Consider the following 25,082-nt stretch of genomic DNA (forward strand, 5'->3'; position numbering starts at 1 on the left):
TTGAGGTTCAACGAGATTTGAACCCATGAATATCCTCATAATTGGTAACGGCGGCAGGGAGCATGCTTTGGCGTGGAAGATCCGTCAAAGCCCGCGGTGCAGCAAGCTGTTTGTGGCCCCCGGCAACCCCGGCACGGCCCAGGTAGCGGAGAATGTGCCTATTGCAGCCGATGACTTTTCTAAACTTGGCGAGTTTTGCATCGCCCAATCCATCAGTCTGCTGGTGGTCGGCCCCGAGGCCCCGCTGGTAAAAGGCATCCGCGACTATTTCGAGCAAGACGCAGCGCTGAAACATATCCTGATCGTAGGCCCCGGCAAAGTGGGTGCCCAGCTGGAGGGGAGCAAGGATTTTTCCAAGCAGTTTATGGTGCGGAATGGCATCCCTACCGCCAAGGCCCGCACGTTTATGGCCGCCGAACTGGACCAGGCCATGGATTATATCAGCACGTGTAAGCCCCCGATCGTTTTAAAGGCCGACGGCCTGGCAGCGGGTAAGGGTGTGATCATCAGCCTGAGCCAGACTGAAGCGAAGGCGGTGATCAAAGACATGCTGGTAAACAAGAAGTTCGGAGAGGCCAGCGCCAAGGTGCTGATCGAAGAGTTCCTGAACGGCATCGAGGTGTCGGTATTTGTTTTGACCGACGGCAAAGATTATGTCATCCTGCCAGAGGCAAAGGACTATAAGCGTATCGGCGACGGCGATACCGGTCCGAACACGGGCGGTATGGGTGCTGTGTCGCCGGTGGTGTTTGCTACCCCGACCTTTATGAAGCGGGTAGAAGACGAGGTAGTAAAACCTACTATTGCCGGACTTCAAAAAGATGGTATTGATTATAAAGGATTTATATTCGTAGGGATAATGAATGTGGGGGGTACGCCCTATGTTATCGAGTATAACGCCCGCATGGGCGATCCCGAGACGCAGGCCGTGATGCCCCGGATCAAGAGCGACCTGGTGGACCTGCTGGTGGCCGTGGGCGAAGGCTCGCTGCAAGGCAAGACCATCGAGATCGATCCGGACCACGCCGTGACGATCGCACTGGTGTCGGGCGGCTACCCGGGCGACTACGAAAAAGGCAAGGTGATTGGCGGGCTGGGTAGTTATGAGCCTACGCTGGTCTTCCATGCCGGAACCCGGCAGCAACAGGACAAGGTCGTGACCGAAGGCGGGCGTGTGCTGGCCGTGTCGGGCAAGGGATCGTCGCTGGAGGATGCTCGTGCAAAGGCCTACGCAGTGGCCGGTCAGATTCAATGGGATGGCCTGTACTTCCGGAAGGATATCGGCCAGGATTTGTTGAACTTTAAAATATAACCACTATGGGATGTTCCTGTGGAACCAAGAGCAAGGACGGCAAAGTCGCCGGCTGCCAGAACAACGGCGCCTGCGAGACCGGCGGCTGTAATAAGATGAATGTATTTGACTGGCTGTCGAACATGGACATGCCGGTAGAAGATAAATTTGCGATCGTCGAAGTACGCTTCAAGAACGGCCGTAAGGAGTTCTTTCGCAATGTTGACAAACTGCTGCTGACCACCGGCGACGCCGTGGTCGTAGAAGTTCCCAACGGCCACCACATCGGCCATGTATCGCTGCAGGGCGAGCTGGTGCGGTTGCAGATGCAAAAGAAGAAGATCGCCAACGACGGCGAGATCAAAAAGATATACCGCCTGGCCCACCAGAAGGACCTCGAGAAATTCGAAGAGGTAAAAAAACGCGAGCTGCCTACCCTGTATCGTACGCGCGAGATCATTCGCGACCTGAAACTGGAAATGAAACTGTCGGATATTGAATACCAGGCCGACAACATCAAGGCTACGTTCTTTTATTCGGCCGACGACCGCGTTGACTTTCGCGAGCTGATCAAAATACTGGCCGGCGAGTTTAAGATCCGCGTGGAGATGCGGCAGATCAGCCTGCGCCAGGAAGCGGGCCGCCTCGGCGGCATCGGTGTCTGCGGCCGCGAGCTGTGCTGCTCGACGTGGCTGAGCGATTTCAAGAACGTGGCGACCAGCGCCGCGCGCTATCAAAACCTGTCACTGAACCCCAGCAAGCTTTCCGGGCAGTGCGGACGCCTGAAGTGCTGTCTGAACTACGAGTTGGAAACCTATATGGACGCGCTGGAAGATATACCCAAGATCGAAGCGCCGCTGCTGACCGAGAAGGGCGAAGCCACGCTGCAGAAGACGGATATCTTCCGCAAGATCATGTGGTTTGGCTTCAAGGAAGAAAATACCTGGTACCCGCTCAACATCGAGCGCGTGAACCACATCCTGCGGATGAACCGCGAGGGCAAACGCCCTGCGACACTGGACATCGACATAGTCGAGGAGAAGGTGACCACCGGGCCGCTGAACAGCGACCTGGACCAGATGGACAAGAAGTTCAAGAACAAGTCGCGCAACAAGAAGAAAAAGAAGAAACCCCACGGCGGTGGTCACGGAGGCGGAAATGCCAACGCTCAGGCTGCAGGTGCCGAAGGTACAGCACCAGCGAAAGAAGTGCACAATGCGCCGGGCGACCAGGCGCACGTCGGAGGGCGGCCGCAACAGCAACAACGAAATACGGGCGGCGGTGGCAACAGACAGCAGCAGAATAATCCGCAGAACCGTCAGGGCCAGGGTCAGAATCGTGGTAACCGCGAGCAGCGTGGCGGTGGTGGCGGCGAAGGTGGTGGCGGCAACCGCGAAGGGCGGAACCGAAACCGTAACCGTGGAAATCGCGACAACCGCGGTGGCGGTCAAAACCGTGAGAACCGCGGCGAAAGAGATGGTCAAACGCCCAAACCCGAGAATCCGCAATGAGCGTGAGAGCTGTATGGATGATCGTTGCAGGACTGCTGGTGGTGGCCTGTGGTGACGATAACCGCGTTTATGAAAAGTATGTAGACTTTGAGGACCGTCACTGGCTCGTGTCGGAGAAGCCGGAATTTGAATTTGATATACACGATCCGCAGGCGCGGTATGATATTATCGGAAACATCCGGAATGAAGTGTCATACCCGTGGTCGAGGATCTTTATTACGTATTATCTACAGGACTCTACGGGCACACAGCTGCATAAGAACTTGCTCGGCAATTATTTGTTCGACGCCAAGTCGGGCAAGCCCCTGGGGACCAGCGGGCTGGGGGATATTTATGATCACCAGTTGGTGCTGCTCAGTAACTATCAGTTTCCCAAGGCTGGAAGGTATACGGTCAGGCTCGAGCAATTTATGCGGAAGGATACACTCGACGGGGTGTTGGCCGTGGGACTGCGCGTAGAGAAGATTGTGCCAGGGGAACAGTAATTTGATGCACGATATAGTATAAAAGGCGGGATGAATGTCCCGCCTTTTTTTGTGCGTCTGGTGTCGGTGTCCCGCCGGGGGGCGGGGCAGAGACTAAGCCACAGCCTGCTCTGTCTTCACAGCCGAAGCCACCGGCGTGAAAGTAGCCTGTTGCGCCAGGATAATCCCCACGCCATCCTGCTGCGACCACTCACGCAGCTTCGAGAGGCGTACCTGGCCGACCATGTATTGCTTGCCGCTGGCGGCGTAGCCCGACTGGAACTGCTCGAAATCCTGGATGGAGATCTTGATCGAGTCGTCGAAGCTTACGTGCGCGTCTACGATCAGGTCGTTCGAGAACTCGAAGCGATCGGCCTGGTGGAATTTTTTATACTCGTAAGCGTAGTCGTAGGACAGGGCGGAGATATCGGACAATACGGCTGACCCGGTGGGATAGCTGCCGGCGCCTTTGCCGATGAACAGCTGTTTTTCAGCAAACGCTCCTTGTACCTGTACGGCGTTGTATTCGTTCCGCACCGAGGCGAGCGGGTTAGTGGCTTCTACGAATTGGGGTGCTACAAAACCGTATACTTTGTCCTGGATGCGGAAAGAGCGGGCGATGAGTTTGATGAAGTAACCGTTGTCGCGGGCGAACTTCAGGTCCTGGTCGGAGATCTTGTCGATGCCGATATTGATCACGTCTTCGGGGTTCACAAACAGACCGAAGGTATGGGCAATGGCAATGACCAGTTTATACTTGGGATCGTAGCCTTTTACGTCGAGGCTCGGGTCGCTTTCGGCAAAGCCCAGCTCCTGCGCTTTCTTCAGCGCGTCGGCGTAGCTCTTCTTTTCTTCAAATACCTTGGTGAGTATGTAGTTGGTGGAGCCGTTGAAGATGCCTTCGATGCTGTTGAGCAGATCGTTGTCATAATATTCTTCGAGGTTGCGCAGAATGGGGATACTGCCACACACGGCTCCTTCGTACAATACCGGCAGACCGGTTTGTTGCTGCAGGGTATAGATCTCCTGCAGGTGTTCGGCCAGCATTCTTTTGTTCGCGGTGATGACGGCTTTGCCGTTGAGGAGGGCGGTCTTTACAATTTCGTAAGCAGCACGGGCGTCATCGATGAGCTCGACGACCACGTCGATCTCGGGGTTGTTAAGGATCTCGTCTTTGTCGAAGGTAAAGAAGTTGTCGTTTACGGGACGTTCTTTGGTTTTATTCTTAACGCAAACCTTTTTGATCTCGGCTTGTACGCTGCCGTGCGTTTCGTTCAGTACGTGATAGAGTCCTTGTCCCACACATCCGAATCCAAACAGACCTAACTTAAGTTTCTTTCTCATGATAATACCGTGCTTAATTGCTTTTGCTGATAAAAGTGTTTTATGACTGAATCCAATTGTTCGAACTCCACCAGGAAGCCGTCGTGTCCATAGAGCGAGGTGAGCTCGATGTACGTGGCGCCCGGAATATTAGCGGCCAGGAATTTTTGCTCGTGCACCGGGAAGAGGATATCGGTGTCGATGCCGACCACAAGGGTTCTGGCCCGGACGGTCTGCAATGCGGCCTCGATGCTTTCGCGCGTACGGCCGACGTTGTGGCTGTCCATCATTTTTGACAGTGTATAGTAGGAAAAGGCATTAAAGCGGTTCACGAGCTTCTCGCCCTGGTACCGTTGGTAGGTGGCGGCGCGGAAGTCGTCGAGCTTGTCGTGGTCCTTTTCGATCTGAGTCTGGTTGAATGTTTCGTAATAACGATAGGAGAGCATGCCGATGGCGCGCGCGGCCTTGAGGCCCTGGGCACCGGCGTGCGGTTCATTCTCTTTCCACGTAGGGTCGGCTTCGATCGACAGGCGTTGTGCTTCGTTGAAGGCGATGCCCCAGGGCGAATGCGCGGCATTTGTCGCCAGCGCGATAAAATGTTTAAAGACGCCGGGTTGCTGAATGGCCCACTCCAGCGCTTGTTGTCCGCCGAGAGAGCCGCCCAGGAGCGTATGGATGCTATCGATCTGGAGCTCTTGACGCAGCAGGTCAAAGGCCCGCACGGTATCGCGGTTTGTCAGCTTCGGGAAGGCGTGATAGAACGGCTTGCCCGTTTCAGGGTTGATGGACAGCGGACCGGTAGAACCGTAGCAGCCGCCGAGCATGTTGGCGCAGATGATGAAGTAATGGTTGGGATCAAACGCGCTGCCTTCGCGAAACAGATCGCCCCACCAGTCGGTGAAGTCGGAGCTGCCGGTTAGCGCGTGACAAACCCAGACGATGTTGGAACGATCGTGGTTGAGCTTCCCCAGGGTAGTATACCGCAGTTGAAAACCGGGCAGTACGCCGCCGGCTTCGAGCGGGAAGGGATGCTGGTGGTGGAATGTATGATCGTGTTTTTGCATGCTTCACTTACTCTCCCGAAGTCGCCTTTCCGGCTTACCGGAAAGGGACGTTCAGGTACTCTATAAACTACTTTAACTTAGGATACTAGCTCTCCTTCAAACACTTTGTCGAAGGCTTGCTGCAGGTCGGCTTTCAGGTCATCGATGTGTTCGATGCCGGCCGAAATGCGCAGCTGGTTTGGTAATACACCGGCGGCGGCCTGCTCAGCGTCCGTAAGCTGCTGGTGCGTGGTAGCCGAAGGTTGTATGATAAGCGTTTTGGCGTCGCCTACATTGGCCAGGTGGCTGACCAGTTTCAGACTATCGACAAAACGCGTGGTGTGCTGTTTGGTGCCGCGTAGGGTAAACGAGAATACACCGCCAAAACCATTGCGCAGGTATTTCTTCGCCAGCTTGTGGTATGCATTGCCGGGCAGGCCGGGATAGCTCACCTTTTCTACGAGCGGGTGCTGCTCCAGCCATTGTGCAAGGGCCAGGGCATTATCGACCGACCGCTGTACGCGCAGCGAAAGTGTTTCCAATCCCTGCAGTAATAAGAAGGAGTTGAATGGGCTCAGGGCCGGGCCGAAGTCGCGCAGGCCTTCCACGCGGGCGCGAATGATATAAGCGATGTTCGGCAGACCCAGCGGATTCCCTTCGCCAAATACTTCTGCGAATTTCAAGCCGTGATATCCTTCCGACGGCTCTGTGAACTGCGGGAATTTGCCATTGCCCCAGTTATAGTTACCGCCGTCAACAATGACACCACCGATCGACGTGCCATGGCCGCCGATCCATTTCGTGGCGGAGGCTACGACGATGTGCGCGCCGTGTTCGAGCGGGCGGAAGAGATAACCGGCAGCACCGAAGGTATTGTCGACGATGAGAGGCAGGTCATGCTTCTTGGCGAGCGCAGCGAGTGCTTCGAAGTCCGGTATATTATAGCCCGGGTTGCCGATCGTCTCGAGGTATAGGGCTTTGGTGTTTTTGTCGATTAGTTTTTCAAAGGACTCGGCCTTGTCGCCTTCGGCAAAGCGTACGTCGATGCCGAGGCGCTTAAAAGATACTTTAAACTGGTTGTAGGTACCCCCATAGAGGAACGACGTGGTGACAAAGTTATCGCCGGCCTGAAGTATATTATTGAGGGCGATGAACTGGGCGGCTTGTCCGGAGGCTGTGGCGAGTGCGGCAACGCCGCCTTCCAACGCTGCGATGCGTTTTTCAAACACATCGTTGGTGGGATTCATGATACGGCTATAGATGTTGCCAAATTCTTTGAGTGCAAAGAGGTTGGCGCCATGTTCAGAGTCGCGGAAACCGTAAGATGTCGTCTGGTAAATGGGAACGGCACGTGAGCGTGTTGTGGGATCTATTTCCTGGCCTGCGTGCAGCTGAAGTGTTTCGAAACGTAAGGTTGACATGATGAGAATGTTTTATTCAGTGAAAAATGATTTGTCGGATGTTGTCAGACGTGGACGTAGCCGTAACCATACCTGTCACCGGGTAGATCGTGCGCTAGTGTGTTGCTGATGGGCGATGCGCTATTAGCAACGGCACATACAACAACAGGCGTTGTTGCACATACAACAAATAATGGAACTGAATAAAACGGAGGCGTAAGCACGCGGACCCTGCAAAGGGGCCGATCCTGGGAAGATGGTGTTGATGATGCTTTTCATTTTCATCGTTTTATATTTCCCGGTCTGGACCATCCAGGCCGGAGTCAGGATTTAGCACCTTTTCCCTGTTGGGAGTGGTTGCTAGCGCTTCTCAGAGCCTGTCTCTCCGCGCTTCTTTATAAATCGATCAGCAAGATGTGCCTATTCGACTTTGATACTACAAACCTAGAGCCTGAAAAGCTGCTTTCCAAACACCGTCTGAAAAAAATTATGGCAAAACACCGTACAAGTGTTCGTGGAATTGTGTAAAAACCGCACTGGCAACGTCGCGAAGGCGCTTTTGAACCGCGCCGGGGGGGATGTAAAAGAGACCGCCACAAGCGCGTGACTTCCTGTGGCGGATAAGTTTTTAATGCCTAGGTCAGCATGCCGCCGTCTACCTGGAGCACCTGGCCGGAGATGTACGTAGACATATCAGAGCCCAGGAACACGCATGCGTCGGCAACGTCTTCGGGGCGGCCGCCGCGTTTCAGCGGAATGGCGTCGCGCCAGGTTTGCACCACTTTCTGGTCCAGCACGGCGGTCATTTCGGTTTCGATGAAACCGGGAGCCACTGCGTTGGCGCGAATGCCACGCGAGCCTAATTCCAGGGCGACCGACTTGGTAAAGCCGATGATGCCGGCTTTTGATGCGGCATAGTTACCCTGACCGGCATTGCCTTTCAGGCCTACTACCGAGGTCATGTTGATGATCGAGCCACCTTTCTGTTTCATCATTTGTTTGGTGACCGCTTTCACGGTGTTGAAACATGACTTCAGGTTGACGTTGATGACTTTGTCCCACATCTCTTCGGTCATGCGCAGCAGCAGTGTATCCTGAGTGATGCCGGCATTGTTTACCAGGATGTCCAGCGAGCCGAAGTCGGCGATCACATCGTTGATCAGTTTCTCCGCCTGCGCGTAGTCGGATGCGTCTGAGCGGTATCCTTTCGCCTTCACACCTTTGGCGGCGAGCTCTGCCTCGAGGGCTTGTCCCTGCTCAACGCTGGACAAGTACGTGAAGGCTACCTGTGCGCCTTGCTCGGCATACTTCAAGGCAATAGACCTGCCGATGCCTTTTGATGCGCCTGTGACAAGCGCTGTTTTTCCTTGTAATAGCTTCATACGAAAAAGTTCAAGTTCCGGTGTTAAAATTAAATGTTGTGCCCGCTGGTTTTCCCAGAAGGACTGCTGCCAAAAAGTGCCAAAAATAGTCAATTCCAGCAAAAACACGAGAAAAGCATGCCGGGAGCATTCCTTATTTCAAACCTTGTGTAAATGTAGCGGCACCGCGTATATTTGGCAGCGAATTATAAATCCTATACTATGTCAAAATATGATCTGATTGTGATCGGGAGTGGTCCCGGGGGGTATGTGGCAGCCATCCGTGCCTCTCAGCTGGGAATGAAGGTAGGGGTAGTGGAGAAGGCCGAAATAGGTGGTGTCTGCCTCAACTGGGGCTGTATCCCCACCAAAGCATTGTTGAAAAGCGCGAACGTTTTTGAATACATCAAGCACGCCAAAGATTACGGCGTGGACGTAAAAGACTTTAAGGCCGATTTTGCAGGTATAGTGAAGCGCAGCCGCGATGTGGCCGGCAGCAACAGCAAAGGCGTTCAGTTCCTGTTCAAGAAGAATAAGATCGACCTCATCGAGGGTTTTGGTAAATTGAAAAAAGGCGGCAAAGTGGAAGTGACCGATGCCGCCGGTAAGAAGACCGACTACGAAGCCAAACATACCATCCTGGCTACCGGTGGCCGTTCACGCGAGCTGCCCGCCATGAAGATCGATGGCAAGAAGATCATCGGCTACCGTGAGGCGATGGTACTGCCGGAGCAACCGAAGAAAATGCTGGTGGTAGGCTCGGGCGCCATTGGCGTTGAGTTTGCTTACTTCTACAATACCCTGGGCACGGAAGTAACGATCGTCGAGTTCCTGCCGCGCATCGTGCCGGTAGAGGACGAGGAAGTGTCAAAAACACTCGATAAGATCTTCAAGAAAGACGGCATGAAGATCTATGTCAACTCCGAAGTGACCAAGGTCGATACCTCGGGCAAAGGCTGTGTAGCGACCGTAAAAACTCCGGACGGCGAGATCAAGCTGGAAGCAGACATCGTTCTGTCGGCTGTCGGCGTAGCGACCAACCTGGAAGGTATAGGCCTGGAAGATGTCGGTGTGAAGACCGAGAAAGGCAAAGTAGTGGTAGACGACTTCTACAAAACCAACGTGCCGGGCGTATATGCCATCGGTGATATCGTAAAAGGCCAGGCGCTGGCGCACGTAGCCTCGGCCGAAGGGATCATTTGCGTAGAGAAGATCGCCGGCCAGAACCCCGAGCCGCTGAACTATAACAACATTCCGGGCTGCACCTATTGCTCGCCGGAGATCGCTTCGGTAGGGTATACCGAAGAAGCTGCGAAGAAAGCAGGTTACGAGATTAAAGTAGGCAAGTTTCCCTTCTCGGCTTCAGGCAAAGCGAAGGCTGCCGGTGCAACCGACGGTTTTGTGAAGGTGATCTTCGATGCCAAGTATGGCGAATGGCTGGGTGCGCACTTTGTCGGTGCCAACGTGACGGAAATGATCGCCGAAGTGGTCGCAGCGCGTAAGCTGGAAACCACAGGACATGAGATCATCAAATCCGTGCACCCGCACCCGACGATGAGTGAGGCGATCATGGAGGCTGCTGCTGCTGCGTATAATGAGGTGATTCACTTATAGGTCGTTTCACGAAAAGGATTATATAAAAGCGGCTGCCTCAGGGGAGCCGCTTTTTTTATATCTCCTTCCGAAGCATGAACAGAGAATTGAAAAACGGACTGACACAAAAATGGCTTTATATCAATTAGGTCAATACAATCACAAAACGGACCTATCAGAACAGGGAACGATCATTCGGGATTTTGTTGTGAAAACGTATGATTATGACTCCATCAAGAAGTTAGTAGAACAATTCGACTATTTGGAAGAGGAATCAATTTCCATTTTGCGCGCTGCTATTCTTGCCGGCAATTGGACTTCATATTATGGGTTTGATTGGAAGGCAAATCAGGAAATTGAATTTTGGGAAATGGTTTATAGCAAGAATCCAAATTCAGGAATTGCGATATTGACGTTAGCAGAGTCATATAGAGGGAATGAGATAAAGGAGCTTAGAGAAGTGATGGATTTGTACTTCAAGGCAATTGCGATAAATCTGATGCATTTTTTTTCGCTCACGCAGGATGATGGCTGCGAAGAACTGGACACATTAAGGGACGATGTGGTTCTTAATAAGAAATTATTGAACGTGGAAATTGATATAATGAATGATTTATACCATTCTTCCAGGGAAGAATTCCTGGAGGAAAAACCACGTCTTTTAAAGAAGTGCAATGGCAATAAAGCGTTGGAAGAATATGTTTCGATGAGGATACATAATTTGATTGAAAGCAAGTAACATCGATAATCATTGCCGAACGAAGAGATAAAACCAACAGCATGGTGTTCGGGGCGCCCGTGAATAGTCGGAGACTACTTCAAAGATACTCCGGGAAGGGTGATATTGTACAAGGATTCATTGCGGAAAGAATGGGTCAGACGGTTCACTTCAAAAAACGCTGAGCATGCACGCGTTGGTGTGTCATGCCGTTACCTCAGCCCATTGCCAGTACTTTTGCCATCCCTACCTTTTTAGCTTGCAGAACCGTTCCATCTCCCAGAAACATTCCATACCGTACGCCGACAGACAGTATCAAGCTAAACTCGTCCTCTGGCGGCCGCTGGGGCAGGCTGATCGTCAAACTGCCGGCCGCTGCCTGGACGCCGGCCGGCGTCCAGGCCGTTGATGCCATATAGTTTATATAATGTGTCTCGCGTTCGGTCGCGGTACGCTGTCCGGTACGTTGTCCTGGCCCGTGTCCTGTTTTCAGGACACGTAGAATACATGTAAATGGCAAGGTCTTAGCCTTGGTTACCCGCAGGCAGGCCGCCTCGGATAAAGATTGTATCTGGTATGGGTGGGCAAGAGCGTGGCACAAGTAACCACACACCTACGCTAACGTTCGGTGTTAAACACTCGTGCAGTGCGCGAGGGAAATTGTTTTTCGGATTAAAGAAGGTGCTTGATCGACGCAAAGATTTCGTCATGCACCAGGGTGAGACAGTGTTCCATCGCTGCCTCGCGATCGGGGTCCTCTTGTAAGGTCAGCATGATGGGACTGTAGTGAACCCAATCGACAGGCTTGATCTGTAATTCCTTCAGGGATTTCCACATGAAGGTCGTTTTGATCTTTGATAGATTTTCGATCTGATACCGCTCTGAAAGATAAGCTCTTAGACTTGTTTCGCTCAGGATCTTCTTGATTTCATAATTTCGAAGGTCCTTTACAAATGAAGTGGCGTTGCTGAGGTTGAATACCTGATCTTTAATCTTCTGCATACTATTTAAGGGGGCCAAATATAATCCTTCGCGATAAATTAGTGGCATAAATCTATCGTCAACTCAAAAATCTTCGACCCGATATGCCCGGTGCCTAGGCACCACGTTGGTCACAGCAAAAAAAAATAGCCGGCCTGAAACATCAGACCGGCCAGCGTCGGTTGCTCCGAGCGACAGACAATATGCGAACAATGCTGGTTATTGCTTGTAATAGACATCAACCGATCGCTTTTCGTGTTGCCGCTTCAGCGACGTGAACCCGCGCGGATTGCCCCGCAGGTGTGTCATTACGCCGGCAAAGCCGTCCAGTGTAGTATGGTCGGTCATGCGCACATGGTCGGCGGGGTGTATAGCGCTGAGATCGGCACCGAACGGGAGCGCTTCGGCGATCTCGTCCGGCAGATCGGGCGTGCGGATCGTGCGGTTAGCGATGGAGGGGCCTACAACCTTCCAGTACCCGTCGGGAAACCTGGGATCCTCGCCGACTGTGAAGTCCATCTCGAAGAGGTCGAATGGGCCCGTGGTGCTTAAGGTCAGTTGCGTGGCAGATTCGTTGGTTACGGTAGCCTGTGCGTCGAGGCGGCTAAAGTCGTAGCGGCCAAAGCCGGCGTTCTCCACCACATAGTCCTCTCCGGTATACTTGGTTATGGCGAAGTAATCCTGAAAGGGGTTGACCGTCGGCTTTGGAGTAAATATTCCGATCGTCTGGAGTGACTGCCCGTAGCGACCGATGACATAGGCTGCTTGCAAATCGCCAGGTCGGAGCAGTCCAAAAAGCTGTACCTGGGTGTCATTACCGGGGACGTCAACCATTTCTTTCGTCAACTCGTAGTCTGTGTCTGCGGTATTGACGCGTGACAGATCGATGGTATACTGGCCCCCTACAGTGATGGCAGGATCTGAAAACATCCGGAATGTAAATTTGCCGCCGATCACTGCGGAAACATAAATCTGCGCGGGAGACACCGATAGATCCAGGTCGTCTGGAAAAGGATTTTTGTCGCTTACGGTGGTGTTGCAACGCTGGCTGTAGGTGGTGAAGTTCGCGTTGGAGCTAACGGAATAGCTTACATCGCTGGTAAACCAGTTAAACGACAATCGTACACTGCTGCGTGGCACCGCCGGTTCCCAGGGATCATTGAGCGTCCACGCGCCGGCGCCGGCCTGCAGGTAGGAGGTAGCGGTTACGTCTCCGTCCTCGTATACATACAGCTCCGTTACGGTAAAGCTTTGGCCCGCGTATGTGGTGGATGACAGGGTTAGATTGTCGCCGTTGCGGAGTTCCCGCCAGGTGATGAGCCCCCACTGCTCATCCGATAAAAGGATGTACCCTCGGTCGGCGCGCGCACTTACACCAAAGAAATCTGTAGGTACCTGCAGCGTTAGCAGCACCCGGGGAGCTTCATCCTGCCGAACCACCACTTGTACGGACGCCTGGCCCTGGCGCCCGTCGGGTGTGGTGGCGACGGCTTTGAGCGAATATGCGTCTGGGGACAGCGTCGCGGTGTTCCATGCGAACGAATACGGTATCGTGGTGAGTGTTTCGATCAATACGCCGTTCAGGTATAGATCGAGTTTTTCCGGTGTGCCAGGGCCTTCGGCCTCGAGGGTAATATTTACGATGCCACCGACCGTCTGGCCGTCGATGAGATTGGTAAAACGGACGGTGGGATTGGCGGAGGGATCGCCGCCACCGGTATCATCATCACTACATGAAGATGTGGTTAGCGAGAGCAGTACCAGGCAACTGGCGTACAGCGGCAATAGAAACTTGGTTTGCATGACAAAAACAGGGGGTTAGACAAGTGTGTTGTTGTTTTAACGTGTCCTAACAACGGGAAGAAATACAGCAGGGTTTCCCGTATCGCGTGTATACATAGCGTGATTTTTTGAGTAGAAAATAAATGATAAGAAGAGGCATTTGGTTCCCAACCAAATGCCTCTTTTGGGAGACTGCGTTAAAGCAGTGCGTTAGAAGAAGAACGAGATGCTGGTCTTAAAGATGAACGGCGTGCCGGGCGTGAAGTGTATTTCAGAAACCGGGTCGATCTCGTTTTGGAGCCGCGACTCGGTGTCGAACTGGGCCTCCTTCCAGGCTTCGTTGAAGAGGTTCTCGGCTACAATGCTCACTTCGAACTTCGGGCGCGTATACTTCAACACGGCATCGGCCAGGAAGTATCCTTTTGCCTTAACAGAGTTGTCTTCATTGGCGGCGCGATCACCCAAATAACGGTACCGCAGGCTTCCATTGATGCCATTCTTCCAGCGGAACGAGAGGCCGCCGATGCTGGTAAACGTAGGCGCCAGCGGTATGTAGTCTTCGCCTTCGGGCGCGTCTTTCGCCTGGGGGTCCGTCAGGTTTACGTCGCCGTCGAGGTAAAGCCAGGGCATGATCTGGTACCGCAGCGAAAGGTCGAGGCCCTGACGCTGGGTCTTGCCACCGGGCTCTACCACGCCTTCATCGCCTACGTAGACAAACTCCTGGTCGAGGTACAGCATCCAGGCGGAGGCGGTCAGCAGCAGCCTGTCGCTTACCTTTACCGTTGCACCGGCGTCGACACCGTAAGCCTTCGGCAGAATGTCCTCGCCGTTTTGGGCCACGACAACGCGCGTGTCGTTGGAGTGGAACCCGATGCCGCTTTTTACAAACACGTTCAATTTACGGGTGGCGTTGTAACTGATATTGAACTTCGGGCTGACAGTGGCCTTGCTCACACTTTGCCGATCGTACCCCGGTGTGAGCGCGTCGGCATAATTGAAGGTGAAGTGGTCGAGGCGTACGGCGGCGTTTATCGACAGCTTGTGCGTGAGGTGCAACGTCTCCTGCAGATAGGCATACAGGTTTGTCTCGTCGATGTCGCCCCGCGCAATGTCGTTTAAGGATACTTTGCGCGACCGGGTGTGGTACAGATGGATGTCGTTTACGTCGTCGTAACGGAAACCTGCGCTCACTTCGCTTTGCAACGGCAAGCCGCCGAGGGTGTGGTCCAGCGTATAGCTGCCACGGTAGCCATAAATGTTGCGTGCTTCGCGTTGGGTGATCTGGTCGCCGTTGACGGGATCGTTCAGGAAGAACGTGAAGTTCGAGATGAGGTTAAAGTCGTACCGGCTGTAGTATAGCTGGTTTTCGATCACCGCCCCGTTGTCCAGTGTCTTCAGGTGTTTGATCCAGGCGTTTGACCGCGATGTCTCGCCGCCTTCCGTGGGATCGATCGAACCAAACCGTGTGATGTCACCCGCGGCTACGGCACGTTCGGGTATTTGCCCGGAGGCATCCCATCGGCTGTTGAACGTCGAGAGTCCTACCATTACAACCTGGTTGCCGTCCAGATAGGCGGTATACTTGCCCGTCAGGTTTAACCGGTTGAAATTCTGATTTGCGTCGAAGAACCCATCGGTCCGGAAGTATTCGGAGGCGATGTAGGCATTACTGCGGCGATCACCGTCCTGCTTATCGAACAGGGTAATGGCGTTTACGTTGCGGAAGGTGCCGAACCGGCCGCCTTCGATCTTGATCATGTCCTGGTCGAGGGCATCGCGGGTGTGGAATGCAGCGTAGCCGGCGGTGGTCATGTTTCCTTTGGCAGCGTAATACGGGCCTTTATTAAAGTCTACCGTACCGACGATCTCGGGAATGAGAAAGTGCAGGTCGGAGTAACCCTGGCCGTGCGCGTGTGACACCATGTTGACGGGCAGGCCGTCTACTTCCAGGTTGATGTCGGTGCCGTGGTCGATGTCGAACCCGCGCAGGAAGATCTGCTCGGCTTTGCCACCACCGGCGTGTTGCGCGATGAAGAGGCCGGGCACCATGCGTAGAATGTCTTGCGACGTGTTGATGGGGCGTAAGCGGATGTCTACCTGCGATAGCGTGTTGGTTTCCTGCACCAATTGGTCCTGTACGACAACGTCTTCGAGCAGCAGGTCGCCGGGTTTGAGGGTGGCGTTGAAGACGGTCGTTTCGTTCGCCTGGATCATAACAGGTTGTTGAACCGCGGCGTAACCGACAAAAGATATATGGATATCATGTTGGCCCGCGGGCAGGTTCGTCAGTTTGAAACGGCCCAGCTTGTCGGTGGAGGTGCCTCGGCTGAGTGTGGGCAGGTAGATGTTTACGTCTTGCAAAGGGGCCTTGCCCTCTTGCGTGATCGTGCCTGTCAGCGTGCCGGTCTCTTGCGCGAACAAAAGGGTAGGAGCTAACAGTACTATGTATAGTATTGATAGTATACGGGGTTTCATGGAAAAAATTAAATAGGACAAAAATCTGCCTCCCTGGCTGGCGCAAGTCGGAACCCCGCCCGTGGGGCGGTGACCCGATAACTATCGGGGGTGCCGCGACGGTTGGCAGTTTGCAATTGCCGTCGAGCCGGCCGACGCTTATACTGCCCGCCCGTTATAAACTGGCGACAGTATAGGCACAAGTTCCGTCCCTTCGGGACGAAAACCTGCGCCAGACGTTTATGCCAGCCGTTGGGGTGGGGGCGTGGAAGGCAAGAAGTATATGGGAGGTGGTGTGTCAGCCCTGTCCGGCGTTAAGCGCTCCAGGAGCTGACGGAAAAAGGTGTGGTCGACGGGGGACTGCGTGTAGAGGAAGAGGCTTACCAGCGAAGGCAGCTCGGCGGTGACGGGTTCGGAAGTATGGGTATGCGTGTGGACTTCGCCGTGGGAGTGATGGTGGTGATCGTTGAAGGTGTGATCGTGGTCGTGTGCATGGTGGTGAATGTGAACGTGGCTGTGGGCGTCGAGGTAGTGCAGCAGGTCGTGACCCATTTCCAGGGCGCCATAGCTCAGCATGGTTATGGCGTATACGATCAGTATGATGGTGCTTCCCTGCGTCACGAGGCAAAAGTAGGAAAACGGTTGACTATAAAAGAAAAGAGGTTGCCGGATGGCAACCTCTTTTTGTTATCGGATGACGGGAGATGTTAGAAGTTCGAGCGATCCAGCTGCAGGGCTGCACCGTGCTTGGAGTAGGCGTTCTCGATCTTCTCGGCCAGTTCCTTTTCACCATATTGTGCCAGGACGCGTTGCAATTCGCCGAGGATAATGACGTTTACCTGCAAGTCGCGGCCGTAGTCGCGCTTGCGGATGTAATAGTCGGCCAGGGCGTCGGCACGGGGCCACATGACATTCGCGATCTCGATGGCCTTTTCCTTCTCTCCTACCTCGAACAGCAGGGCCACGGCCTGGGCCGAAGTATAGTCGTAGGGGATCGACGTGTCGGGCATATGCGATAAGCTGAACAGCAATACTTCGCGCGCCTTGGCGCTGTCGCCTTTGTTGACGAGTGCCTGGGCCAGGGAGTTGAAGCTGCTGCGGTGGTTGAGCACGAAGTTGCGATAGTCCTGTGTATAGTATACGTGCGGATCATCCAGGTTGCGGAACTGGAATTTCTTCAGCATGTTCTCGGCGCTCTTATCGGTGTCAACGAGCTCGGCCTGGTTGAACGAGTTCGGGTTGAACACCGGCAGGATGCGATAGGCGTTGCCTTCTTGTACCACGTAGCGGCTCAGGTCTACGTTGAACTGTGCCAGCGAGGTGTTGTTGACATACAGCGGACGCTCCCAGTCGGCGGAAGCCAGCAGGTCGAGCATCGCGAGGTCTTTTCTTTCCAGGGCATTGCCCTTTACACGCAGGTGCATTTCCGGCACCAGCAGGCTATCCATGCCTTTGGGGATGATGCCCAGGCTACGCACTTTTTCTACATCTACTTTCAACACAATGTCTTTTGTGGGCAGCATGTAGCGCTCGCCGCGATACTCGGGGTGCAGCAGGCTCTTGTTGTTGTCGCGCAGCAGCTCCAGGTATTTTTTCAGGTCCATCTGTTTGATGCCTGCATTGTAGTACGGTACGTACTGAGTCTTGTCGTCGCGGTAGTTTTCTACCGTGAGCGTATACGGGAACGGCTTCGACTCGTAGGCGCTGCGGGTAGTCTGCTCGATGTACCAGTCAGTGTTGTAGTAGCTCAGTACGATCACGCGTACGTCGGTGCGAACGCCTTCCACGTCTTGTGCGTACCAGAGGGGGAAGGTATCGTTATCACCCCCGGTGAACAGCACCGCTTCCGGTGCGCAGGACTGCAGGTAGTTTACCGCGGAATCTACGGAGAAGTACCGGTTTGCACGGTTGTGATCGTCCCAGCCCTGCTGCGCCATGAGCGCGGGCGCCGACATAGACACAAGCGTGGCGATGATGGCAGCGGTCTTGAGGTTGCCCAGCACCTTGCCTAACCATTCGGCCAGGGCGATCACGGCAAAGCCGATCCAGAAACAGAAGGCGTAATAAGAGCCGGTGTAGATATAATCACGTTCGCGTGGCTCTGTCGGGGGAGAATTGAGGTATACGACCAGCGCGACACCCGTGAGGACGAAGAGCAGTGCCACAACCACGAAGTTGCGCGTGTTGTGTACGGATTGCCAGAACATGCCGATGAGGCCCAGCACGAACGGGATCATGAAGAAGTTGTTGCGGCCGGCGTTCTCCGCCAGCTCTGTCGGCAGTTTTTCAAACCAATGCAGCGGGCTGAGCCAGTCTGCGCCCTGAATGTCGCTTTCGCGGCCGGCAAAGTTGAACATGAAATAACGCATGTACATGTTGCCGATCTGGTGGTCGAACATGAAGTACAGGTTGTCGGTGAAGAACTTCGGCTTTTCGCCCTCTTGTAACCCCAGCTCCGAGCGGTAGATGCGTGCATGCTCGGGGTCGCTGCTGTAGATACGCGGCAGAAGTATTTGCTGACCGGGCTCGTATTCGTACTCAAACTTGTGGTCTTTGATCTCGTACTTGTCTTTGCCCTTTTTGTAAATGGGCGCACCTTCCTTGATGCCGATCACCTGCGCGGTGAAGTACGGCCCGTAGAGCAACGGGCGGCTGCCGTATTGCTCACGCTTGAGGTAGCTTACGAAGCTCATCACGTCCGACGGATCGTTTTCGTCGATCGGCGGGTTGTCGTTCGAGCGGATCACGACCAGGGCATACGACGCATAGCCGATGAGGATAAAGGCTACGGCGTTCAGAAAGGTATTGAGTACAACGCGCTGGTGCTTTTGTGAGAACATGATGCCCCATACCAGTACGGAGATCAGCAGCAATGTAAATACTACCGCACCCGAGCCGAACGGCAGGCCGAGGGTGTTGACAAAAAACACTTCGAAGTGGCCGGCGAACGTCGGCAGGCCCGGAATGATGATCTCGTTGATAAAGAAAATGATCAACAAGCTGATCAGCATCGAGGCGAGCACGCCCCAGGCGGTCGGTGTATATTTTTTGAAGTAGTATACCAGTGCCAGGGCGGGGATCGTCACGAGGTTCAGCAAGTGAACGCCGATGGAGAGGCCCATCATGTAAAAGATCAGGATCAACCAACGGTTGGCTTTGGATTCGTCTTCAATGACATCCCACTTCATCATGGCCCACACCACAAACGCGGTGAAGAACGACGACATGGCATACACTTCCGCTTCTACCGCCGAAAACCAGGCGGAGTCAGAGAAGGTGTAGGCCAGTGACCCGACCAGGCCGGCACCCAGCAGCACCCAGATCTTGTCGGACGGAATTTCTTCCGATGGGCTGATCCTCATCAGCTTGCGGCCGAAGAGGGTAATGGACCAGAACAGGAACAGTACGGTAAACGCGCTGGCGAGTACGCTGCTGAAGTTAATCCAATAGGCAACTTTTGTAACATCGCCCATGGCCAGGAAGGAGAACATGCGCCCGATGAGGAGGAACAATGGAGCTCCCGGAGGGTGGGGTACTTGCAGCTTATAAGAAACGGAAATAAACTCGCCGCAGTCCCAATAGCTGGCTGTTTCTTCCATGGTGAGCCAGTAGCTAATGAGCGCGATCACGAAGACGCCCCAGCCAACGATATTGTTGAATTTCTGAAAAGTGGAATTCATGAGGTTAATTAAAGACTTAGGGGGCGAAAATAAGTAAATAATGCCTAAAAACGGTGCCCCGGGGTTATTTGTAGACGATCACGTAAAACCCCAGCCAAAGCAGGAAAATGAGCACATACGAGCACAAAACGATGGTCCAGACGTAGCGCCGGTCTTTTTGTGCGTAGAAGTGAATGCCGGCGACCAGGGCAAAGCAATAGGCGATCTCAAACACATTGAGCGCCCGCAAGGGGTAGGCCCAGCGTCTGTTGAGGGTGTTGTAATCAAAAAAATGCATGAGCGACAGCGGGTAGAACCCACGTATGTCGTTATAGGTAGGGTCGGTCTGGACACTCATGAACCAGGCGATTTTCAGTACTTCGGGAATGAGGAAGATAAATTCGGCCCCGATCACGACTCCGAAGCATTGGCGGTAGGTGACGCGGTAGCCGAACATGAAACATCCGACCCAGATGACAAAGGCGATGACGACGAATTTCCAGGCGTAGACAAAGGGGATAGAAAAGTATTTGATGGCATTTATGAGCTGCAGGACGGTGCCCTGGGGGCGGTCTTGCAGGAATTCGAATGCGGCGGTCTCATTTTCAATAAAGGCGATTTTGATGTATAACAACAACAGGGAGGCCAGACACAACAGGATAAAAAGCAGCTTTTTGTCGGCAGCAAAGAAAGATTTAGTTTCGTGCATGGAGTTTTCTGTATTCAAGATTTTGCTTCTCGTGGTGGTTCTCCTGCTGGTTGCCGACATCCGGAGCCAGGCGCAGCCCAGTACCCGAAAAGATACGACCATCATTTTGCTTTCCAACGTGGGCGTGCAATTGGAGTGTACCCAGGCGTTGAACGATCTGTATAATTTTAAGTTTCCCCAGGCGGAGTTCCAGTTTCAGTATCTGCGGGCACGGTACCGGTGGCACCCGCTGCCCTATTTCCTGATGGGGCTGATCGAGTGGTGGAAGATCATGCCGAACACCAAGGATACCTCGCACGACGAGAAATTCCTGGCCTATATGGACTCCACCATCGAAGTGGGGGAGAAGCTGTACGACGATTACCCGGCGTACAAAACCGAGGCGGCATTCTTCCTGGCGGCGGCCTACGGTTTTAAGGGCCGGTTGTACTCGGACGAAGAACGGAAGAACTGGCGCAAGGCGGCCGCCGCCGGGAAAAACGCGCTGGACTATCTGGAGGAAAGTAAGGAGCAGGAAAACCTCAGCCCCGAGCTGCTCTTTGGCGATGCGCTGTACAATTACTTTTCCGTATGGGTACCCGAGAACTACCCGGCCCTGCGGCCGGTACTTTGGTTCTTCCGGAAAGGCGACAAGGCGTTGGGGTTGAAGCAGCTCAAGGAAGTATCGTACAATGCCTTTTATACACGCACGGAGGCCATGGTCTGGCTGATGCGTATTTTGAACAGTTACGAGAAAGACCAGCAGCAAGCCTTCCAAATCAGCGAATACCTTTTTCAAACCTATCCCGACAATCCCTATTTTCATCGTTACTACGCCCGGATGTTGTATTCGCTGGGCCGTTACATGGAAGCCGAGCCGGTGTGTAAGAATATACTGGCAAAGATCGATAGTGGCCAGGTTGGCTATGAAGCCACCAGCGGTCGCTATGCCGCGTTCTTCCTCGGGCAGATCTACGAGGCCCGGCGAAAGCTGGACGATGCCAAGAAGCACTACGAGCTCTGTATGAAGTTTGCCGAGCAGATCGGCGCAACAGATTCGGGGTATTATCTCTATTCCATGATTGCCCTGGGCGAGATTGCCGAGATGCAAGGGCGCAAGGCCGACGCCAAGGCCTGGTTTAAAGCGGTACAGAAGAAAGCGGGGCGCAAGGATGAGGCTTACAAAGATGCGAAGTGGAGGTTAAAACGATTGGAGAAAGGAGACTAGTAATTATAGGATGAGACAACAGGGGCGTTATTATTTTTATCCCGTGCAGCACTGCAACATGTGCGGCGATACATCGGATCACCATCCTATTTTGGGGCACCGGCTGAACCGTTCACAAGGATTTCGGCCGCGTACCAAAACGGGTATTACCACGACGATTCAGAAATGCTCGCGGTGCGGGCTGATTTATGCCAACCCCCAGCCGGTACCTTTCGATCTGCAAGATCACTATGGCGTGCCACCCGAGGACTACTGGAAGCCTGAATATTTCCAGTATGATGCGCATTATTTTTCACAGGAGCTTGCCACGCTGCGCCAGCTCATGACCATCCAGCCGGGAATGAAAGCGATGGATATCGGCGCCGGTCTGGGCAAGTGTATGTTGTCGCTGGCCGGGGCTGGTTTCGACGCCTATGGATTTGAAGGCTCTGAATCATTTCACCAGCGTGCGCTGGAACGCATGAAGATCGACCCCAGCAAGCTGAAGCAAGGTACGATGGAGAATGTTTCCTATGAACCGGAAACATTTGACTTTATCACCTTCGGTGCCGTGCTGGAGCACCTGTACGACCCGGCGCAAAGTATCGCCAAGGCCGTGACCTGGCTAAAGCCCGGCGGGGTCATGCACATTGAAGTACCATCTTCGCGCTACCTGATCAGCCGACTGATCAATACGTATTACAAACTGATTGCGACAAACTATGTAACGAACCTCAGCCCGATGCACGAGCCGTATCACTTATTCGAGTTCGGACTCCGGTCGTTTGAGGAACATGCACAAAAGACCGGATATACGATTGTCTTGCGCGAATACTATGTGTGCTCGATGGCGCCCTTCCCACGATTCTTACATCCGCTGCTGTCGTATATCATGAAGAAGACCGGCACGGGCATGCAGCTGGCAGTATGGCTGAAAAAAAATGATATGAATACGCACCGTGGATCTTAGAGATCTGATCGTAACACCGCTTGTGATCGTGCTGGTGTACATCAGCGCATACCTGTTGCGTGGCCGCGTAACCGACGGGATCACGCGACGGTATTTCATTCCGGCCTTAACGTGTAAGATCATCGGTGCGTTGGCGTTGGGCATACTGTACCAGTTTTACTACGGTGGCGGCGATACGTTCAACTTTCATACACACGGCAGCCGGCATATTTGGGAAGCTTTCTGGGATAGCCCGGAGAAAGGTTTAAAGCTGATGTTCTCCGATGGTACAGATTATCGGGGTATATACGAGTATGCGCGCCGTATTCCTTTCTTTCGTGATCCGACATCCTATACCGTCATACGACTGGCGGCTTTTTTTGATCTTTTTACCTTTTCGGCATATTCCGCCACGGCGGTTCTTTTTTCGGTCATTAGTTTTATCGGCTTGTGGATGCTCTTTCAGAGTTTTTATGAAATTATGCCGGAACGGCACAAGTATATTGCCGCGGCGACCTTGTTTATACCGTCTGTCGTTTTTTGGGGATCGGGATTGCTGAAGGATACCATTACGTTGGCTTGTTTGGGAATGGCGACATTTTGTGTTAAGCGCCTTTTTCTGGACCGGCGCGTGCGCGTGTCGTACGGTCTACTCTTGTTGGTGTCGCTCTATGGCATGTTCCTGATCAAAAAGTATATCCTTATAAATTATCTGCCCGCGGCGATTTTATGGATCTACACAGCCAACCTGGCGCATATACGTTCGATGGTTTTTAAGATCCTGCTGTTCCCTTTTATTTCGGCGCTGGTCGTGGTGGCGGGATATTATGCCGTGCAACAGGTAAGCAAGGACGACCCGCGTTACGCGTTGAACAAGCTGAGTAACACGGCCAAGGTCACGGCATACGACATTGCCTACCAGACCGGTCGTGATGCTGGTAGTACGTATACGCTAGGCGAGCTTGACGGCTCTTTTGGGAGTATGATAAAGTTGGCGCCGCAAGCCGTGAACGTGTCGCTTTTCCGCCCGTATCTGTGGGAAGTACGCAATCCCCTGATGCTAATGTCTGCCATGGAAGCGATGATCTTGCTGGCGTTGACGCTCTATGTTCTGCGGGCACGCTGGACGCGGATCCTGTCCGTCCTGACCAACCCGCACGTGGTCTTCTGTTTGGTGTTCAGCATCACCTTTGCCTTTGCCGTGGGTGTGTCGACGTTCAACTTTGGTACGCTGAGCCGCTATAAGATACCGTCGCTGCCATTCTACACGCTGGCGTTGATTCAGTTATATTTTTTGAAAAGCCCCAGCACCGTAGAAGAATTTGAACGCACGGAATAAGCGCGGATGATCTTTTCGCGTCCGTTTTCTCCAAAGGCTTGACGCATGTCAGGGCGTTGAATGAGCTCTTCCAGCGCGCTAAGCCACGCTTGTGGGGTGTCACACAAAAATCCATTCCGGCCATGGTCTACGATCTCGGTGTTGACGCCGACCGGCGAAATGACGGCCGGTATTTTCAGCGCCATGTATTGCAAGGCCTTGAATCCACACTTGCCTTTAGCCCAGATGTCGTCGGTCAGGGGCATGATGCCAATGTCGATCTGCAACAAGTCTTCTGCTTCCTGCTCTTTGCGCCAGGGCACAAAACGGAAGTTCTTCAAGGCCAGGGTGGGCGCCTTGTCGGCAATGACCACAAACTCGATGCTGTCGCCATGACGTGCTTCCAGTGTTTGCAGTACCGGCACGATGTCGTCAAGGTATTTCAAAGTGGAGTGCGACCCTGTCCAGCCCAGGGTAGTAACGGCTTTGCGCGGCTGCGGCGGGTAGAGGGCCGGGTTGTGCAGGTGGTCGGTGTCGATGGTGGTGGGATTGATCACCACGTGTGGATTGAATTGCCGGGCATAATCGGCCAGATAGGCATTGCCGCAACTCACCTTGTGGCTCCAGCGGCAGATCGACGCCACTTTGCTGTGCCACTTGATGCGAGCAGCGATGCTGTTGGCATCGGATGTATTGGCCAGCCAGATGGCATCGTCGAAGTCATAGATGATTTTTTTCCGTAAGATCTTCGCGATGAACCACTCGAATACGGGGGGACCGACGGGCATGGTTTCACGGTGAATAAAGACCAGGTCGTATGAAAGAAGCAGGAAAGGCACCCATGTCCTTCGCACCAGGCCTCGTAGAAATCCCATGGCCTTTTGAACGGTATGGCCTTTCTTGTACAGGATTCTCCAGGCCTGGAGGTCCCAAAACGATTGGTACCGGTAGGAGATGCCGGTGGTGGCCAACAGGGAAAAATACTGTTCAAACCGAAAGCGCTGGGAGGGCGATTCTTTTACCGGATACGGTATGAGCAAAAATAATTTCATTCTAAATTCACCTAAAAGTCGGGAATTAGCTAGAATTTAGCGTCTTTCTACCCCAGGAACTTTCCGAATGAGTCCGCAAATATCATTCATCATACCGCTTTACAACGAGGCGCAGGTATTTCAGAAGCTTATCCAACGGATCAATGCGTTGGCAGAACGCGTGGAGCAAAGCCTCGAGGTAATTGGCCCCCGGCGATATCCGCGCTTTTGGTACTGGCCTACGCGCGTAAGTATTCCTTTGTTTTGTTGAACATCCCCTGCATGACGGTCGTTATTTTTGTCGTGTTG

Annotated in this window: 20 protein-coding genes and 1 riboswitch; of the genes, 8 read left to right on the plus strand and 12 right to left on the minus strand. The window is 53.5% G+C overall.

Annotated elements, in window-relative coordinates:
• Positions 1–25: 25 nt before the first annotated feature.
• The 3 genes from purD (at position 26) to KK078_RS09055 (ending at position 3,287) form a co-directional block, all read left to right on the plus strand.
• A complete protein-coding gene (gene purD, locus KK078_RS09045; RefSeq protein ID WP_254089936.1) occupies positions 26–1,312 on the plus strand; it encodes a phosphoribosylamine--glycine ligase in 1,287 nt (428 codons plus the stop codon).
• Positions 1,313–1,407: 95 nt separating this feature from the next.
• Positions 1,408–2,802, plus strand: a complete 1,395-nt coding sequence (locus KK078_RS09050; protein WP_254090005.1) for a regulatory iron-sulfur-containing complex subunit RicT — start codon at positions 1,408–1,410, stop codon at positions 2,800–2,802.
• On the plus strand, positions 2,799–3,287 hold the full coding sequence (locus KK078_RS09055; RefSeq protein ID WP_254089937.1) for a gliding motility lipoprotein GldH: 489 nt from the start codon (positions 2,799–2,801) through the stop codon (positions 3,285–3,287). The genes KK078_RS09050 and KK078_RS09055 overlap by 4 nt, the downstream gene beginning before the upstream one ends.
• A 93-nt stretch (positions 3,288–3,380) precedes the next feature.
• On the opposite strand, the gene KK078_RS09060 is transcribed toward KK078_RS09055, so the two are convergent.
• The 4 genes from KK078_RS09060 to fabG all read right to left on the minus strand — a co-directional run bounded on the left by KK078_RS09060 (position 3,381) and on the right by fabG (position 8,414).
• Positions 3,381–4,610: a homoserine dehydrogenase gene (locus KK078_RS09060; RefSeq protein ID WP_254089938.1), complete on the minus strand. Its 1,230-nt coding sequence runs from the start codon at positions 4,608–4,610 to the stop codon at positions 3,381–3,383.
• Entirely contained in the window at positions 4,607–5,653 is a 1,047-nt protein-coding gene (locus KK078_RS09065; protein ID WP_254089939.1) for a homoserine O-acetyltransferase family protein, read from the minus strand. Before KK078_RS09065 ends, KK078_RS09060 begins: the two co-directional genes overlap by 4 nt.
• 77 nt (positions 5,654–5,730) lie before the next feature.
• Positions 5,731–7,053, minus strand: coding sequence for an O-acetylhomoserine aminocarboxypropyltransferase/cysteine synthase family protein (locus tag KK078_RS09070; RefSeq protein ID WP_254089940.1), 1,323 nt, complete (start codon positions 7,051–7,053; stop codon positions 5,731–5,733).
• A gap of 265 nt (positions 7,054–7,318) precedes the next feature.
• Positions 7,319–7,436: riboswitch (SAM riboswitch) on the minus strand.
• Positions 7,437–7,667: 231 nt separating this feature from the next.
• Positions 7,668–8,414 (minus strand): 3-oxoacyl-[acyl-carrier-protein] reductase, encoded by a 747-nt coding sequence (fabG, locus tag KK078_RS09075; protein ID WP_254089941.1) that lies wholly within the window; start codon positions 8,412–8,414, stop codon positions 7,668–7,670.
• Between the two features lie 201 nt (positions 8,415–8,615).
• Here fabG and lpdA point away from each other — a divergent pair, with 201 nt between their 5' ends.
• Positions 8,616–10,007, plus strand: a complete 1,392-nt coding sequence (gene lpdA, locus KK078_RS09080; RefSeq protein ID WP_254089942.1) for a dihydrolipoyl dehydrogenase — start codon at positions 8,616–8,618, stop codon at positions 10,005–10,007.
• A gap of 109 nt (positions 10,008–10,116) precedes the next feature.
• Entirely contained in the window at positions 10,117–10,725 is a 609-nt protein-coding gene (locus tag KK078_RS09085) for a hypothetical protein (protein WP_254089943.1), read from the plus strand.
• Between the two features lie 196 nt (positions 10,726–10,921).
• On the opposite strand, the gene KK078_RS09090 is transcribed toward KK078_RS09085, so the two are convergent.
• The 7 genes from KK078_RS09090 to KK078_RS09120 form a co-directional block, all read right to left on the minus strand.
• Entirely contained in the window at positions 10,922–11,119 is a 198-nt protein-coding gene (locus KK078_RS09090) for a hypothetical protein (RefSeq protein WP_254089944.1), read from the minus strand.
• A gap of 257 nt (positions 11,120–11,376) precedes the next feature.
• Entirely contained in the window at positions 11,377–11,706 is a 330-nt protein-coding gene (locus KK078_RS09095; RefSeq protein ID WP_254089945.1) for a hypothetical protein, read from the minus strand.
• 198 nt (positions 11,707–11,904) lie between these two features.
• On the minus strand, positions 11,905–13,488 hold the full coding sequence (locus KK078_RS09100) for an Ig-like domain-containing protein (RefSeq protein WP_254089946.1): 1,584 nt from the start codon (positions 13,486–13,488) through the stop codon (positions 11,905–11,907).
• 189 nt (positions 13,489–13,677) lie between these two features.
• A complete protein-coding gene (locus tag KK078_RS09105) occupies positions 13,678–15,888 on the minus strand; it encodes a TonB-dependent receptor (RefSeq protein ID WP_254089947.1) in 2,211 nt (736 codons plus the stop codon).
• Positions 15,889–16,161: 273 nt separating this feature from the next.
• Complete coding sequence (locus KK078_RS09110; RefSeq protein ID WP_254089948.1) at positions 16,162–16,542, minus strand: hypothetical protein; 381 nt, start codon at positions 16,540–16,542, stop codon at positions 16,162–16,164.
• A gap of 86 nt (positions 16,543–16,628) precedes the next feature.
• The gene (locus KK078_RS09115) at positions 16,629–19,601 is read right to left on the minus strand and encodes a glycosyltransferase family 117 protein (protein ID WP_254089949.1); all 2,973 of its coding nucleotides are present in this window, start codon (positions 19,599–19,601) and stop codon (positions 16,629–16,631) included.
• A 64-nt stretch (positions 19,602–19,665) separates the two neighbouring features.
• Positions 19,666–20,289 carry a hypothetical protein gene (locus tag KK078_RS09120; RefSeq protein WP_254089950.1) on the minus strand — a complete coding sequence of 208 codons (624 nt, stop codon included), beginning with the start codon at positions 20,287–20,289 and terminating at the stop codon, positions 19,666–19,668.
• Between KK078_RS09120 and KK078_RS09125 the strand changes: the two genes are divergently transcribed.
• From KK078_RS09125 to KK078_RS09135, 3 genes are read left to right on the plus strand one after another with little or no spacing between them, the layout of a single operon-like run.
• The gene (locus tag KK078_RS09125; protein ID WP_254089951.1) at positions 20,288–21,496 is read left to right on the plus strand and encodes a tetratricopeptide repeat protein; all 1,209 of its coding nucleotides are present in this window, start codon (positions 20,288–20,290) and stop codon (positions 21,494–21,496) included. The two genes, KK078_RS09120 and KK078_RS09125, sit on opposite strands and share 2 nt — an antisense overlap.
• Before the next feature lie 10 nt (positions 21,497–21,506).
• Positions 21,507–22,445, plus strand: a complete 939-nt coding sequence (locus KK078_RS09130; protein ID WP_254089952.1) for a class I SAM-dependent methyltransferase — start codon at positions 21,507–21,509, stop codon at positions 22,443–22,445.
• Positions 22,435–23,763, plus strand: a complete 1,329-nt coding sequence (locus tag KK078_RS09135; RefSeq protein ID WP_254089953.1) for a hypothetical protein — start codon at positions 22,435–22,437, stop codon at positions 23,761–23,763. The genes KK078_RS09130 and KK078_RS09135 overlap by 11 nt, the downstream gene beginning before the upstream one ends.
• Here the strand turns inward: KK078_RS09135 and KK078_RS09140 are convergent.
• Entirely contained in the window at positions 23,706–24,794 is a 1,089-nt protein-coding gene (locus KK078_RS09140; protein WP_254089954.1) for a glycosyltransferase family 4 protein, read from the minus strand. The two genes, KK078_RS09135 and KK078_RS09140, sit on opposite strands and share 58 nt — an antisense overlap.
• Positions 24,795–25,082: the final 288 nt, after the last annotated feature.

It is taken from the genome of Dawidia soli, from assembly GCF_018598185.1.
In the GTDB taxonomy this organism is placed as follows: domain Bacteria; phylum Bacteroidota; class Bacteroidia; order Cytophagales; family Cyclobacteriaceae; genus Ohtaekwangia; species Ohtaekwangia soli.